The sequence below is a fragment of the Kribbella aluminosa genome (assembly GCF_017876295.1).
In the GTDB taxonomy this organism is placed as follows: domain Bacteria; phylum Actinomycetota; class Actinomycetes; order Propionibacteriales; family Kribbellaceae; genus Kribbella; species Kribbella aluminosa.
This window is the reverse complement of record NZ_JAGINT010000002.1, coordinates 3,721,630-3,735,223: the sequence shown is the minus strand read 5'-3', so window position 1 is coordinate 3,735,223 and position 13,594 is coordinate 3,721,630. Positions and strand designations below refer to the sequence as shown.

Sequence of the window (13,594 nt, the reverse complement as noted above, 5' to 3'; positions counted from 1 at the left end):
CGAAGGAACAACCATGGAACAACGTGCCCCGTCCGGCCGTGGAGCCGCGTGGTACCGGCAGCGACGTACCCTCGTCGCCGGCGGCGTCCTCCTGCTCGTCGGCGGTCTGTCAGCGGGCGCACTGGTCGCCGACGATCGCCCTGCGAGTAAGACCAGCCAGGGGTCGCCGACCGCACCGACCACGGACGCGGCCGTCAAGGCGCCGAGCACTCCGCCGGCCAAGATCTGCGGAAACAGCGAGGCGCTGGCCGGCTCGGCGCAGGCACCCAGGGGCGCGGTCGTAGTCAGCACCGCACAGAACCTGCAGAACCTGACCGTGCAGTACCCGGCCGGTACGACGTTCTGGCTGGCACCCGGAAAGCACCGGCTGCCCGACGACGAGTTCGTCCAGGTGATCCCGAAGGACGGCAACCGGTACCTCGGTGCCCCCGGCGCGATCCTGGACGGCGCGAACCGGAACCGGTACGCGTTCACCGGCTCCGCCAAGGACGTCGTGATCAGCCACCTCACCATCCAGAACTTCGGCAAGGCCCAAGGCAACAACGACGAGGGCGTGGTGAACCACGACTCGGCGAGCGGCTGGACCGTCGAGGCGAACACCGTTCAGCGCAATGCCGGCGCCGGCGTGATGATCGGCAGCCGGAACGTGATCCGCGGCAACTGTCTCAGGGACAACGGCCAGTACGGGTTCAACGCGTACAACCCGCAGCGCGTGGCCAGCATCACGATCCAGGGCAACGAGATCACCGGCAACGACACCGACGACTGGGAGAAGGTCCGGCCCGGCTGCGGCTGCACCGGCGGCGGGAAGTTCTGGGCGGTCAGCGGAGCCGTCGTCCGGGGCAACTGGATCCACGACAACCGCGGCGCCGGGATGTGGGCGGACACCAACAACACGGCGTTCTCGATCGAGGGCAACTACATCTCGAACAACTACGCCGAGGGCGTCATCTACGAGATCAGCTACAACGCCTCGATCCGCGGCAACACGTTCGTCCGCAACGGGATCGGCAAGGGACCGACGAACGTCGGGTTCCCGACACCGGCGCTGTACATCTCCGAGTCGGGTGCCGACAAGCGGGTGCCCGGGATGTTCAGCCAGACCTTCGAGGTCAGCGGGAACGTGTTCACCGACAACTGGGCCGGGGTGATCCTGTGGGAGAACGCCGACCGGTTCGCGGGCTCCGCGGCCAACACCAGCAGCGGTTCCAGCACGCTGGTGAACCCGTCCGTGATCAACGACCAGACCTGCAACGCCACCAGCATCAAGAACCAGCCGTACCTCAGTGACTGCCGCTGGAAGACGCAGAACGTCCGCGTGCACGACAACGTGTTCACCCTCGACCCGGACAACCTCGGCGCCAAGTGTGCGTCCCGGGCCGGGTGCGGGTACAACGGCATCTTCTCGAACTGGGGCACGTTTCCCGAATGGTCGCCGTACAAGGCCCGGACGGTGGAGGACGCGATCACGTTCCACCAGGCCAACCGGTTCTTCTCCAACACCTACAGCGGTCCGTGGAACTTCATGGTCCACGAGCAGGGCAACGCGGTGAACTGGGCGGCCTGGCAGGGCGCGCCGTACGGGCAGGACCAGGACAGCGTGATCAAGGTCAACGGGGAGCGCTGATCGTGATGGAGCGGGCCGCCGGCGAGCAGATCGCACTGCTCCGCTCCATCGGGTACGCCGCGTTCGGCCGGCACGACCGCGACGTCGACATCCTCGACCTGGTCTTCGACAGCCTGCTCGACACACCCGGACCTGACTGCGCGGACGGGGTACGACGGCTGCGCTTCGCCGGGCACGGCGTGACGCTGGACGTCGAACGCACCGAGCTGGACGTGGAACTGCGGGTCTCCCCGGCCGGACCGGTCGTGGTGGAGGCCTGCGGCGACGAGGCCACCCGGCTGGTCAGTTTCCGGTTGCGGTGGGACAGGGGTACCCAGCGGACGGTCCGGACCGCTTGGATCATGCTCTGATCCAAGCGGTCCGGACCTGATTCCAACTACAGTCTGCTGCCTCAGGAGGCAAGCAGCAGTCGAAGCTTCTCCAGGCAGCGGCCCCGGATCGGGCCGATGCTGCCGATCGGGATACCGATCGTCGCGGAGATCTCGGCGTACGGCGCCGGCGGGTCGGCCATCAGCATGCCGAGCAACTGCTGCCACCGGTCCGGCAGGCTTTCGAGCGCCCGCCGTACGTCGTCGGCGCGCTCGCCCGCGAGCAGGTCGGCGTCCGGCTCCGGCTGGTCACCGGCCACCTCCTCGAACGCCGTCGACTCGTAGGTCAGCAGCACGCGCTTGCGGAACGCCAGTACCCGCAGGCATTCCCGGCGCGTGGTGACGACCAGCCAGGCGCCGACCCGTTCGGGGTCGACGCGATTGATGTGTTCGAGCAACCGCAGCCAGACCATCTGCGAGACGTCAGCGGCGTCGCTGTCGCCCAGCCGGAAGCTGCGGGTCACGGCCCAGACGAGCCGCGCGTAATGATCGACCAGCCCGCTCCAGGCGCCCTGGTCGCCCCCAGCGGCCCCGACCACCAGGGTCGCTGCCTCGGAACGGACACCGGCCGGCCTTTCCAGTACTACTGTCACGAATTCCCCCCTCGGGAACACAAACACCACTCAGTACGCGCCGTCGCTCCCCAGCACCGCGCGGGCGGTCTTCCACAAAATGAGCAGATCCAGCGCGATCGACCAGTTGTCGGCGTACCGCAGGTCGAGCCGCACGGACTCCTCCCAGGTCAGATCGCTGCGGCCGCTGACCTGCCAGAGGCCGGTCAGGCCGGGCTTCACGAGCATCCGGCGCGCGTCGTCGAGCTGGTACTGCGCCACCTCGGCGGGCAGCGGCGGACGCGGGCCGACGAGTGACATGTCCCCCCGGAGCACGTTCACCAGCTGCGGCAGCTCGTCGATCGAGAACCTCCGCAGGTACCTTCCGATCCTCGTGACCCGCGGATCGTCGCGGAGCTTGAACAGGATCCCGTTGCCCTCGTTCAGCGCGTGCAGCTCGGCCTTGCGTTCCTCGGCGTCGGCCACCATCGTGCGGAACTTCAGCATCCGGAACTGCACGCCGCCGCGGCCGACCCTGGTCTGCCGGAACAGCACCGGACCACGGCTGGTGAGCTTCACCAGCACTGCCGTGACGATCAGGAGCGGCGTCAGGGCCAGCACCAGCAGGCACCCGACCACCCGGTCGAAGATGTTCTTCAGGACGTGCGGACCACCGCTCACCGACGGCCGCTCCAGGTGCAGCAGCGACAGCCCGGCCACCGGCCGGATCGAGATCCGCGGACCGGCCACCTCGACGATGCCCGGCGACACGATCAGATCGACAGCACGCTGTTCCAGTGCCCAGGACAACTTCCGCAGCGAGTGCCCGGTGAGCTCCGGGTCGGCGGCCACCGCGACCACCTCGACGTCCCACTCGTCGACCGCCTTCAGGATGTCCATCTCGGCACGTCCCAGGCGTTCCGGGCCGGGCTCGTCCGGCGTGTCGCCGCGTGGCATGCAGCTCGCGACCACGACGTACCCGTCGGTCTTCCGCTCCTCCAGGTGCCGGTGCAGCGTGGTCACCTGGTCGTTGCGCCCGACAACGAGTACCCGGCGCATGCAGCGGCCGGCGAACCGGCGTTTCGAGATCTGCCGGTGCAGCAACCAGCGGGCGAACATCGCCGCGAGACAGGTCATCGGCACCGCCAGCACGACAAAGCCACGCGCAACCTGGCTCTTCGTCGCGTACGACGTCACGGCAACCACTGCGGTCAGCGCGACGGCGGCCCGGATGACCGAGCGGAACTCCTCCGGCCCGGTGCCGAAGTAGCGGGTCTCATAACCCCGCTCCAGCGCCACACAGACCAGCCAGGCGACCGGCACCGCGGCCCCCAGCAGAACGTAGCCGAGGTTGATCTGGGCTCCGAACCGGACCACGAGCGCCAGCGAGACACCGAACAGCGCGGACACCAGGTCACCGGCGAGCGCTGCCCACCGGTACTTCGCGACCCAGCGTGCCTCGGTGAACCGTGCCGACCGCGGCACGACCGCCGGAACGTCCTCCGGAACCACCCAGACCGGCCGACGTCGTTCCCCCGACGGCGCCGGCCTTAGATCAGCCGGATCGGCCAACCCCTCAGACATGACAGATTCAGTCACGTACAGTCACCCCCCACAGGTGAGATGCGAACCCCGTGACCAACCCACACCCCGTCACGGACCTCGTCCAACGCCGCCCCCACAACGACGTGAACCAGAGAGTACTACGTGGCCGCGGCGGAAGACAGCATCGGACGCGAGTGTTTACCCGCGGGCAACCCGACTCCCAGGTTCCGTAATGCAAAGACCCCTGGGAACCCGTTTCGGGGTTCTCAGGGGTCTCAAACGACTACTTCAAGTGACCAGTCGCCGGGTCGGGGCACTGACCTTCGAAGCTGTCTCAGCCGGCGATGAGGCCGTCGCCGCTGATCAGCTCGCGCATCTCGGCGAGCGAGCTGTCCGACGGGGGCAGGATCGCGTCGGAGTCGTGCAGCTCGTCGTCCGGCACCTTCTCGCCGGAGCGGACGAAGTCGAGCAGGGCGGCGAAAGCGGTGTGGTACGCCGCCTCTTCACCGGACGACACGGCCTTCTCCAGGTCGCCGTCGACGGCGTTGAGCGCGTCCAGCTTGTCGTCGGCCAGTCGCCACTGACCTTCACCCATGATGCGAACGATCACCGAACATCTCCGTCCTGAGGTCGCGCCGGCTCGGTCGCAGGTTGTGCGGCCGGCTGCTGCACTGGCTGGGCGGGCTGCTGGGCGGCCTGCTGGGCCTCACCGGAGAGCTCCTTGGGCGCGCTGCCGCCCGAGATCTGGGCCTTCATCGCGGCCAGCTCGCTCTCCACGTCGGAGCCGGACGACATCCGCTCGAGCTCGAGCGTGATGTTGTCCTTGCTGGTGCCGCTGGCGTCGTCGAGCGCGCCGGAGGCGAGCAGCTCGTCGATCGCACCGGCCCGGGCCTGCATCTGCTGGGTCCGGTCCTCGGCGCGCTGGACCGCGAGACCGACGTCGCTCATCTCCTCGGAGATGCCGGAGAACGCCTCGTTGATCCGGGTCTGCGCCTCGGCCGCGGTGTAGGTGGCCTTGATGGTCTCCTTGCGGGTCCGGAACGACTCGACCTTGGCCTGCAGCCGCTGGGAGGCGAGCGTGAGCTTCTCCTCCTCACCCTGCAACTGGGCGTGCTGGGTGGTCAGGTCGTCGATCTGGCCCTGCAGCCCGGACTTGCGGGTGAGCGCCTCGCGGGCCAGGTCCTCGCGGCCCATCGAGAGCGCCTTCTGCGCCTGCTCCTGCAGCTTCGCCGACTGGGACTGCAGCTGGGACGCCTGCAGCTCCACCCGCTTCCGGCTGGTGGCCACGTCGGCCACACCGCGGCGTACCTTCTGGAGCAGCTCGAGCTGCTTCTGATACGAGTAGTCAAGGGTTTCGCGAGGATCCTCGGCCTTGTCCAGGGCGGAGTTCGCCTTGGCCTTGAAGATCGTCGACATCCGCCTGAAGATGCTCATCGATATCCGTACCCCTTCTGTGCCGGACTGACGACCCGGCGTGCGTACAGTCCACCCTATGTCCCACCGGGTCACCACACCATCGGGACGTGCCCCGATAAAGTGGTGTAAAGGTCCGGGGACCACCCCGACGCTCCTGCCCTGCGAATGAGGTTCTGACCCCGTGTTCCGTCGTACCAAGTCTGAGACAGCTACCACCGTACCCGCCGACCCCCAGGGCAAGCCGGGCGGCAAGGGGCGGCCGACGCCGAGCCGCAAGGAAGCGGAGGCGGCCCCGGAAGGCGACCTTCAAGAAGCCGCGGAACCGCAAGGAGGCCTCGGCCATCCGCCGGGACAAGATGCGGACCGAGCGGGCCAAGATGCAGCAGGCCATGCAGACCGGCGACGACCGGTACCTGCCGGCCGCCGACAAGGGCCCGATCCGGCGGTTCGCCCGGGACTACGTCGACGCCCGGTACTCGGTGATGGAGTTCGCGCTGCCGATCCTGCTGGTGGTGTCGCTGGTCGGCGTGGTGTTCTCGCCGCAGTTCCCGTGGCTGGCCGGGATGGTGAACCTGCTGTTCCTGTTCATGATCGTGCTGATCGCCGGCGACTGGCTCCTGCTCACCGCGGGGGTGAAGAAGCAGATCGGGATCAAGTTCCCGAAGGAGTCCACCAAGGGCATCGGCTTCTACGCGGTCCGGCGGACCATGCAGATGCGCCGCTGGCGGCTGCCGAAGCCGATGGTGAAGCGCGGCGAACGGCCGCACTGAGATGCTGGCCTCCTGACCCCGGGCAAGTAGGGTCGGGGTATGGACTTCCGCTATCTGGGCAACAGTGGTCTCAAGGTCAGCGAGATCTCGTACGGCAACTGGCTGACGCACGGCTCCCAGGTGGAGAACGAGCAGGCCAAGGCCTGCGTCCGGGCCGCCCTGGAGGCCGGCATCACGACGTTCGACACCGCCGACACCTACGCGAACACCAAGGCCGAGTCGGTGCTCGGCGAGGCGCTGGCCGGCGAGCGCCGCGAGTCGCTGGAGATCTTCACCAAGGTGTACTGGCCGACCGGTCCGGGCGGGCCGAACGACACCGGCCTGTCCCGCAAGCACATCCTCGAGTCCGTCAACGGCTCGCTGAAGCGGCTCGGCACCGACTACGTCGACCTCTACCAGGCGCACCGGTACGACACCGAGACGCCGCTCGAGGAGACGATGGAGGCGTTCGCCGACGTCGTCCGGCAGGGCAAGGCGCTGTACATCGGTGTCTCGGAGTGGACCGCGGAGCAGCTCCAGGAGGGCCACCGGCTGGCCCGCGAGCTGCGGATCCCGTTCGTCTCGAACCAGCCGCAGTACAGCATGCTCTGGCGGGTCATCGAGGGCGAGGTGGTCCCGGCGTCCGAGGAGCTCGGGATCAGCCAGGTGGTGTTCTCGCCGATCGCGCAGGGGGTGCTCACCGGCAAGTACCTGCCCGGTCAGCAGCCGCCCGAGGGCTCCCGGGCCACCGACGCGAACGGGTCGAACTTCATCAAGCGGTTCCTCACCGACGACGTACTGACCCGGGTCCAGGAGCTGAAGCCGCTGGCGGCCGAGGTCGGCCTGTCGCTGTCGCAGCTGGCGATCGCCTGGGTACTGCAGAACCCGAACGTCGCCTCGGCGATCATCGGCGCCTCCCGGCCCGAGCAGGTCACCGAGAACGTCAAGGCCTCCGGCGTGACGCTGGACGAGGGTCTGCTGAAGCGGATCGACGAGGTGCTCGGCCACATCGTCGAGAAGGATCCGGCGAAGACCGCGCAGAACTCCCCGCAGAAGCGGCCGAACTCGTGAGCTGGAGCTGGCGGTTCGAGACCGCGACCGGTGCGCTGGTCGACCCGGGTGAGGTCGGCGGCGCGGAGTTCTCGGCCCAGGGCGACGCCGAGAGCTGGCTGGGCGAGACCTGGCGGGACCTGGCCGACCGCGGCGTCGCTCAGGTGTTCCTGCTGGAGGACAGCCGCGAGGTGTACGGGCCGATGAGTTTGTCGTCCGCCGAATGAGCACAGAGTAGAGTTTCGGTCGAACCACACGCCTGCGTCACAGGGAAGCCGGTCGAAGTCCGGCGCTGACCCGCAACCGTAGGCCACCGATCTCGGTGGCGAGCCGGAACACTGTGACGCAGGCGGTCAGGCTCAACTACCCGCCGTGGTCCGCGGGTGGAGCCCTACCCTGCCGGTGCAGGCGGGACCTCCTCCACCGGGCTGCGGCCCGACCGAGGACTCATCATGACTGCACATCGCCGGACCGTACGACTGGTCCTCAGCCTGCTGGCGGGTCTCCTGCTTGCTGGGGCCGTTGCAACTTCAGCAAGGGCCGAGGACGGCTACCGCTTCTGGGGCTACTACCAGTGGAGCAACGGCCAGTGGGCCTTCGCACAGAAGGGGCCGGACGCCGTCGTGCCGGCCGACGGGTCGGTGGAGGGCTGGCGGTTCGCCCTCGGCGGCGCCAAGCCGCGGGTACCGCGGGCCTCGGGTGACTTCGCCGCCGTCTGCGGCAAGACCCCGGCAGAGACCGGCAAGACGCGCGTGGCCCTGGTCGTCGATCCTGGTACGCCGGAGGACGCCGTCTCCGGTGAGACCCCGGGCCTGGCCACCGGGACCTGTGTGGTGACCGCCACGACCTCGACCGGCGCGCAGATCCTGGCCGCGGCCGGACCCGACCGGATCGAGAAGGGCCTCACCTGCGGTATCAGCGGGTACCCGGCGAAGGGCTGCGGGGACCAGGTGAAGAACATCAAGGTCCCGGCCACCGACACCCCGGTGACGCTGGAGATCAAGTCCGCCGTGGGCTCGGCGGCCCCCTGCCCCTGCCGCGTCGACCTCCGGCAGCAACAGCGGTACGCCGTGGACGGGCATCATCATCGCGATCGTCGTGGTCGTGCTCCTGGCCGGCGGCGGGCTGTTCATCAACCGTCGGCGTACCGCAGCCAAGTAGATGCGCGCCGTCCACCACCTCACGCTCCCCCGGGCACTCCACCCGGGGGCTTGGTGGTTGTGGGCGCTGTGCATGGCTGTAGCGGCCAGCAGGACGCGTAACCCGGTTCTGCTGGTTCTTATCCTCGCCGTCACCGGTTTTGTCGTGGCTGCGCGTCGCAGCGATGCACCATGGGCGCACAGCTTCACTGCGTTCCTCAAGCTGGGGCTGCTGGTGATTGCGGTCCGTGTGGTCCTGCAGGCGTTGCTGTCGACCCGCTCTCAGGGCAACACGGTGCTGTTCACGCTGCCGCAGGTCCCGTTGCCTGGCTGGGCTGCCGGGGTCAAGCTCGGCGGTCAAGTGACGGCAGAGGCACTGATAACCGCTCTGTACGACGGCGGGCAACTGGCCGTGATGCTGTGCTGCGTCGGAGCGGCCAACGCCCTGGCCAGTCCACGGCGGTTGCTGAAGTCGTTGCCGGGGGCCCTGTACGAGATGGGCGTCGCCTGTGTCGTGGCACTGACCTTCGCACCGCAGCTCGTGACGGACGGCCGCCGTATCCGCAGTGCACGCCGACTGCGCGGCCGTACGCGTGCCTCCTTCCGTACGACGGCCATGCCGGTGCTGGAAGGTGCCCTCGACCGGTCGGTGGAGCTGGCGGCTGCGATGGACTCCCGCGGGTACGGGCGTACGGCGCAGGCTCCTCGTAGTCAGCGTCGGCTCACAGCGTTATGCGTGTTGCTGGGCCTGCTAGGGATCCTGCTCGGTGTCTACGCGTTGCTGACCGACTCCATGGCGTTTCCACTCGCAGCCGGCGCGCTCGTGGTCGGCGTACTCCTCGCGGTCGCGGCCATGGCCGTAGGGCGCCAACGGGTCAGCAGGACGCGGTACCGGCCAGACCCGTGGGCCCTGCCCGAGTGGCTGGTCGTGGCGGCCGGTGCGGTCGCTGCAGGAGCGATGGTGACCGCAGCGGTCCGCGGTGTGGACGGCCTGCTGCTGGCGGGGCCGTTGGTGGTCCCACCGGTCCCGGTGCTGCCAGCCGTCGGCGTACTGATCGGACTGGCGCCCGCCCTCACTGCGCCACCGTTGAAGAAGGACGCGGCATGATCGAGTTCGACCAGGTGACCGTGACGTACGACGGTGCGCGCCAGCCGGCCCTGCGGGACGTGAGCTTCACGGTGCCGGAGGGTGAGCTGGCGCTGGTGATCGGCCGCACCGGGTCCGGCAAGTCCACGTTGCTGCGGGCAATCAACGGGCTGGTGCCGCACTTCACCGGCGGCACGCTCGCCGGGCGGGTGCTGGTCGGTGGGCGGGACACCCGCGAGTACCGGCCGCGGGACCTTGCGGACGTGGTCGGGATGGTCGGGCAGGACCCGATGGCCGGGTTCGTCACCGACACGGTCGAGGACGAGCTGGCGTACAGCATGGAGTCGCTGGGCGTGGCGCCGGACGTGATGCGCCGTCGTGTCGAGGAGACACTCGACCTGCTGGGGCTGGCCGACGTACGCGACCGGGCACTCACGTCGTTGTCGGGAGGTCAGCGGCAACGGACAGCTATCGGTGCCGCCCTCACGTCGCATCCCGCCGTACTGGTGCTGGACGAGCCCACGTCAGCGCTGGACCCGCAGGCGGCCGAGGAGGTGCTGGCTGCGCTCCAGCGGCTCGTACACGACCTGGGCGCCACCGTCGTGATGGCCGAGCACCGGCTGGAGCGGGTGATCCAGTACGCCGACCGTGTGATCGAAGTACCTGGTGGGGCTGCTGCAGTGTCTACCGGTCTGCCCGCGGAGCGCATGGTGAGCGCACCGGTCGCACCGCCCGTGGTCGAGCTGGGACGGCTGGCTGGCTGGTCACCACTGCCCCTGTCTGTGCGGGACGCCCGCCGGGCGGCTGTGACCTTGAGAAAGCAGTTGGACTCGGCTGCTCCGGTACGACCCGCAGGGGCACTGGGCAACGAGCTGGCACGCTGCACGGACCTCGTCGTTGGCTATGGGGCTGTCACCGCTTTGCGCGGGGTGTCGCTGAGTATCAAGGCCGGTGAGGTCGTCGCGCTCATGGGCCGCAACGGCGCGGGCAAGTCCACGCTGCTCAATGCACTCGTCGGCATCGTCCCTGCACGCTCCGGTACGGCGGTTGCCGCTGGGACGGACCCACGACGTACCAAGCCGAAGCAACTGGTCAAGGCGGTCGGCCTGGTCCCGCAGGAGCCGGCTGACCTGCTGTACGCCGCTACTGTCGCTGACGAGTGCGCCAGCGCTGACTCGGACTTCAAGGTGCCTGCAGGTAGTTGCTGGGCGTTGCTGGAGCGGCTGACACCAGACGTGGCGTTGGACGTCCATCCACGCGACCTGTCCGAGGGACAGCGGTTGTGCCTGGCGCTGGCCGTCGTACTGTGCGGTGCTCCGCCCCTGCTGTTGCTGGACGAGCCGACGCGTGGACTCGACTACGGTGCCAAGCGGCGGCTGGTGGCGATCCTGCGCGAGCTGGCCGCTGCTGGGCATGCCGTGGTGCTGTCGACGCACGACGTCGAGATGGTCGCCGAGGTCGCGACGCGGGTGATGGTGCTGGCGGACGGCGAGCTGGTCAGCGACGGCCCGACTGCCGAGGTGATCGCCGGGTCGCCGGCCTTCGCGCCGCAGGTCGCGAAGATCCTTGCACCGCTGCCGTTCCTGACCGTTGGCGAGGTCGCCGAAGCACTGGATCGAGCCTCGTGAGCCGGTTCGAGTCACCGACCGCGACCCTCCGACTCATCCGGCTGAAGCCCCGCAGCACGGTCGCGTTGCTGGTCGCCTCACTCATCGGTGTCCTGGCCTTCGCCTGGCCGCTGTTCTTCCGGACGGCACAGGCGGGCGCGTCGGCGATCGGTCACACCACGGACGCCCCGTGGCTGTTCGTGTTGCTGCTGCCGTTGCTGGTGGCCGTCGTACTCGCGGAGCTCTCCGAGTCGGGCATCGACGCGAAGGTGATCTCGCTGGTCGGCATGCTCGCAGCGGTCGGGGCGGCGCTGCGGGCTTTGGGCCCTGGTACGGCGGGGCTCGAGCCCGGGTTCTTCCTGCTGGTGCTGGCCGGGCGGGCGTTCGGTGCCGGGTTCGGGTTCGTGCTCGGGGCGGTGTCGTTGCTGGGCGGGGCGTTGATCAGCGGCGGGGTCGGGCCGTGGATGCCGTTCCAGATGTTCGCGTGCGCGTGGGTCGGGTGCCTGGCCGGGTTGCTGCCGCGGATCGGCGGGCGGCTGGAGTTGCTGTTGCTGGCGGCGTACTCGCTGGTGTCCGGGGTGCTGTACGGCATCATCATGAACCTGTGGTTCTGGCCGTACGCGACGTTCGGGAGCGACTTCTCGTTCGTACCGGGTGATTCGCTGGCCGAGAACCTGCACCGGTACTTCCTGTTCGTGGTCGCGACCTCGCTGGGGTGGGACATCCCGCGCGGGATCCTGTGCGCGGTGCTGGTGCTCGCGCTCGGACGGCCGATCCTGAACGCGTTCCGGCGTACGGCACGCAAGGCGGCGTTCGAGGCGCCGGTGGTTTTCGAGCCCGGGAGGACGGATGGCTGAGCAGCGGACACTGGTGCTGGGCGGGGCGCGGTCCGGTAAGTCGATCGCGGCCGAGCGGCTGCTGGCCGACGTACCGGACGTCGTGTACGTCGCCACCGGCGGGGACGACGCCGGGAACGCGGAGTGGGCCGACCGGGTAGCCAAACACCGCTCCCGCCGCCCGGCGACCTGGGGCCTGGCCGAAACCATCGACCTGGTCCCGCTGCTGGAGACTCCCGGCCCGCCACTGCTGATCGACTGCCTCACGCTCTGGCTCTCCCGCACCATGGATGCTGTCGGCGTCTGGTCCGAGCTCTCCCGGTCGGGCTCGACCGGCGAACCAGCCAACGCTGCGGCCACGCTCGAGGAACGCATCGCCGGCCTGGTCACGGCCTGGTCCGCGACGCCCCGCCGGGTAGTTGCCGTCAGCAACGACGTGGGCTCCGGCATTGTCCCCGCCGACCCCGGCACCCGGCTCTTCCGGGACCTGATGGGCCGCCTCAACACCAGCATCTCCCTCGCCTCCGACCAGGTCCTCTGGACCATCGCCGGCCGCACCCTCCCCCTCACATGACCCCCGCAACCGACCCCAACCAGGAGCCGGGTGGTCCGCAGCCCGACCTCGCCGGTGCTCACTCCGGCGGTTGGCTTGATGCCTTGCGGCTGGCGTTCGGCACCCTCACCGTTCTTCCGGCCGGGGTTCCGCGGCGGGTGGATCGGGTGGTTGGTGGGCGGGCGATGCTGCTCGCGCCGGTGGCCGGGCTGGTGGTCGGCGGCATTGCGGCTGGGGTGGTTGCGCTGGCTCAGCTTGTGCGGCCGGAGGCTGAACTGCTGGCGGCTGTGCTTGGTGTGCTGGTGGTGGCCGGGTTGTCGGGTGGTTTGCATCTGGACGGGCTGGCGGATTTCGCCGACGCGCTCGGGTCGCGGCGGGATCGCGAGACGATGTTGCGGATCATGAAGCAGAGCGACATCGGGCCGTTCGGCGTGGTCGCGATCGTCGGGGTGTTGTTGCTCGACGTCGCCGCTCTGACGGCCTGCCTGCAGGCGGGCTTCGGCTGGCAGGCGGTCCTGATCGCCGCCGTCGCGAGCCGCCTCACCCTCCCCTGGTCCTGCCGTACGTCGGTTCCCGCCGCCCGCCCCGACGGCCTCGGCACCGTCGTCGCCGCCACCGTCCGCCCGACGACCGCCACCTTCGCAACAGCCCTGGTCCTCGCCGCAACCACCACCCTCACCTGGCTGCAACCCTCAACCAGCACCCCGCAGTACGCCGCAGGCACCGGCAGCACCGCGGGCATCGCCCTCACCTGGCAGCTGGTCGGCGTCGTAGCAGCTGTCCTGCTGACCGTCGGGACCAGCTTCGTCAGCAGCCGTCTGGCGAACCGGAAGCTCGGCGGGACCACCGGCGACGTACTCGGCGCGACCGTCGAACTAGCCGTCCCAATAGCCCTCTTAGCCCTCGCCCTGACCGTGTGAGCGCTCACCTCCACCACGCTGTCCCCGCGGTGGTCTACTGTCGCCGATGGAACGATCAAGTGGGGTAGTGACGGCGAGGTTGCGACTGATGTTCATCGTTCACGACCGGTGGGCGGCCGGGTACGCCCCGCGATCCGTTATCTTTA

15 protein-coding genes and 1 riboswitch are annotated in these 13,594 nt (G+C 69.1%); of the genes, 11 read left to right on the top strand and 4 right to left on the bottom strand.

What is annotated here, in order from left to right:
* Positions 1-13 precede the first annotated feature (13 nt).
* Together JOF29_RS38980 and JOF29_RS38975 are read left to right on the top strand one after the other, a co-directional pair.
* Entirely contained in the window at positions 14-1,627 is a 1,614-nt protein-coding gene (locus JOF29_RS38980; protein ID WP_209699323.1) for a right-handed parallel beta-helix repeat-containing protein, read from the top strand.
* Between the two features lie 2 nt (positions 1,628-1,629).
* Positions 1,630-1,977 carry a hypothetical protein gene (locus tag JOF29_RS38975; RefSeq protein ID WP_209699322.1) on the top strand — a complete coding sequence of 116 codons (348 nt, stop codon included), beginning with the start codon at positions 1,630-1,632 and terminating at the stop codon, positions 1,975-1,977.
* Between the two features lie 41 nt (positions 1,978-2,018).
* On the opposite strand, the gene JOF29_RS38970 is transcribed toward JOF29_RS38975, so the two are convergent.
* The 4 genes from JOF29_RS38970 to JOF29_RS38955 form a co-directional block, all read right to left on the bottom strand.
* Positions 2,019-2,588: an RNA polymerase sigma factor gene (locus JOF29_RS38970; protein ID WP_209699321.1), complete on the bottom strand. Its 570-nt coding sequence runs from the start codon at positions 2,586-2,588 to the stop codon at positions 2,019-2,021.
* A gap of 30 nt (positions 2,589-2,618) precedes the next feature.
* On the bottom strand, positions 2,619-4,130 hold the full coding sequence (locus JOF29_RS38965; RefSeq protein ID WP_209699320.1) for a sugar transferase: 1,512 nt from the start codon (positions 4,128-4,130) through the stop codon (positions 2,619-2,621).
* 295 nt (positions 4,131-4,425) lie between these two features.
* Positions 4,426-4,701: a PspA-associated protein PspAA gene (gene pspAA / locus JOF29_RS38960; RefSeq protein ID WP_209699319.1), complete on the bottom strand. Its 276-nt coding sequence runs from the start codon at positions 4,699-4,701 to the stop codon at positions 4,426-4,428.
* Complete coding sequence (locus JOF29_RS38955; RefSeq protein ID WP_209699318.1) at positions 4,698-5,525, bottom strand: PspA/IM30 family protein; 828 nt, start codon at positions 5,523-5,525, stop codon at positions 4,698-4,700. Before JOF29_RS38955 ends, pspAA begins: the two co-directional genes overlap by 4 nt.
* Positions 5,526-5,680: 155 nt before the next feature.
* On the opposite strand from JOF29_RS38955, the gene JOF29_RS38950 reads away from it, so the two are divergent.
* The 9 genes from JOF29_RS38950 (at position 5,681) to JOF29_RS38910 (ending at position 13,448) form a co-directional block, all read left to right on the top strand.
* Positions 5,681-6,277, top strand: a complete 597-nt coding sequence (locus JOF29_RS38950; protein WP_307864003.1) for a DUF3043 domain-containing protein — start codon at positions 5,681-5,683, stop codon at positions 6,275-6,277.
* A 39-nt stretch (positions 6,278-6,316) separates the two neighbouring features.
* On the top strand, positions 6,317-7,327 hold the full coding sequence (locus tag JOF29_RS38945) for an aldo/keto reductase family protein (RefSeq protein WP_209699317.1): 1,011 nt from the start codon (positions 6,317-6,319) through the stop codon (positions 7,325-7,327).
* Positions 7,324-7,533: a hypothetical protein gene (locus JOF29_RS38940; RefSeq protein WP_209699316.1), complete on the top strand. Its 210-nt coding sequence runs from the start codon at positions 7,324-7,326 to the stop codon at positions 7,531-7,533. Before JOF29_RS38945 ends, JOF29_RS38940 begins: the two co-directional genes overlap by 4 nt.
* Positions 7,533-7,655: riboswitch (cobalamin riboswitch) on the top strand. It overlaps the preceding gene by 1 nt.
* Before the next feature lie 103 nt (positions 7,656-7,758).
* Entirely contained in the window at positions 7,759-8,568 is an 810-nt protein-coding gene (locus JOF29_RS38935) for an SCO2322 family protein (protein ID WP_245359855.1), read from the top strand.
* Positions 8,468-9,553 carry an energy-coupling factor transporter transmembrane component T gene (locus tag JOF29_RS38930; protein WP_209699315.1) on the top strand — a complete coding sequence of 362 codons (1,086 nt, stop codon included), beginning with the start codon at positions 8,468-8,470 and terminating at the stop codon, positions 9,551-9,553. Before JOF29_RS38935 ends, JOF29_RS38930 begins: the two co-directional genes overlap by 101 nt.
* Positions 9,550-11,160, top strand: coding sequence for an ABC transporter ATP-binding protein (locus JOF29_RS38925; protein WP_209699314.1), 1,611 nt, complete (start codon positions 9,550-9,552; stop codon positions 11,158-11,160). Before JOF29_RS38930 ends, JOF29_RS38925 begins: the two co-directional genes overlap by 4 nt.
* On the top strand, positions 11,157-11,996 hold the full coding sequence (locus JOF29_RS38920) for an ECF transporter S component family protein (protein WP_209699313.1): 840 nt from the start codon (positions 11,157-11,159) through the stop codon (positions 11,994-11,996). The genes JOF29_RS38925 and JOF29_RS38920 overlap by 4 nt, the downstream gene beginning before the upstream one ends.
* Positions 11,989-12,549, top strand: coding sequence for a bifunctional adenosylcobinamide kinase/adenosylcobinamide-phosphate guanylyltransferase (locus JOF29_RS38915; RefSeq protein WP_209699312.1), 561 nt, complete (start codon positions 11,989-11,991; stop codon positions 12,547-12,549). The genes JOF29_RS38920 and JOF29_RS38915 overlap by 8 nt, the downstream gene beginning before the upstream one ends.
* Complete coding sequence (locus JOF29_RS38910; RefSeq protein WP_209699311.1) at positions 12,546-13,448, top strand: adenosylcobinamide-GDP ribazoletransferase; 903 nt, start codon at positions 12,546-12,548, stop codon at positions 13,446-13,448. The genes JOF29_RS38915 and JOF29_RS38910 overlap by 4 nt, the downstream gene beginning before the upstream one ends.
* Positions 13,449-13,594: the final 146 nt, after the last annotated feature.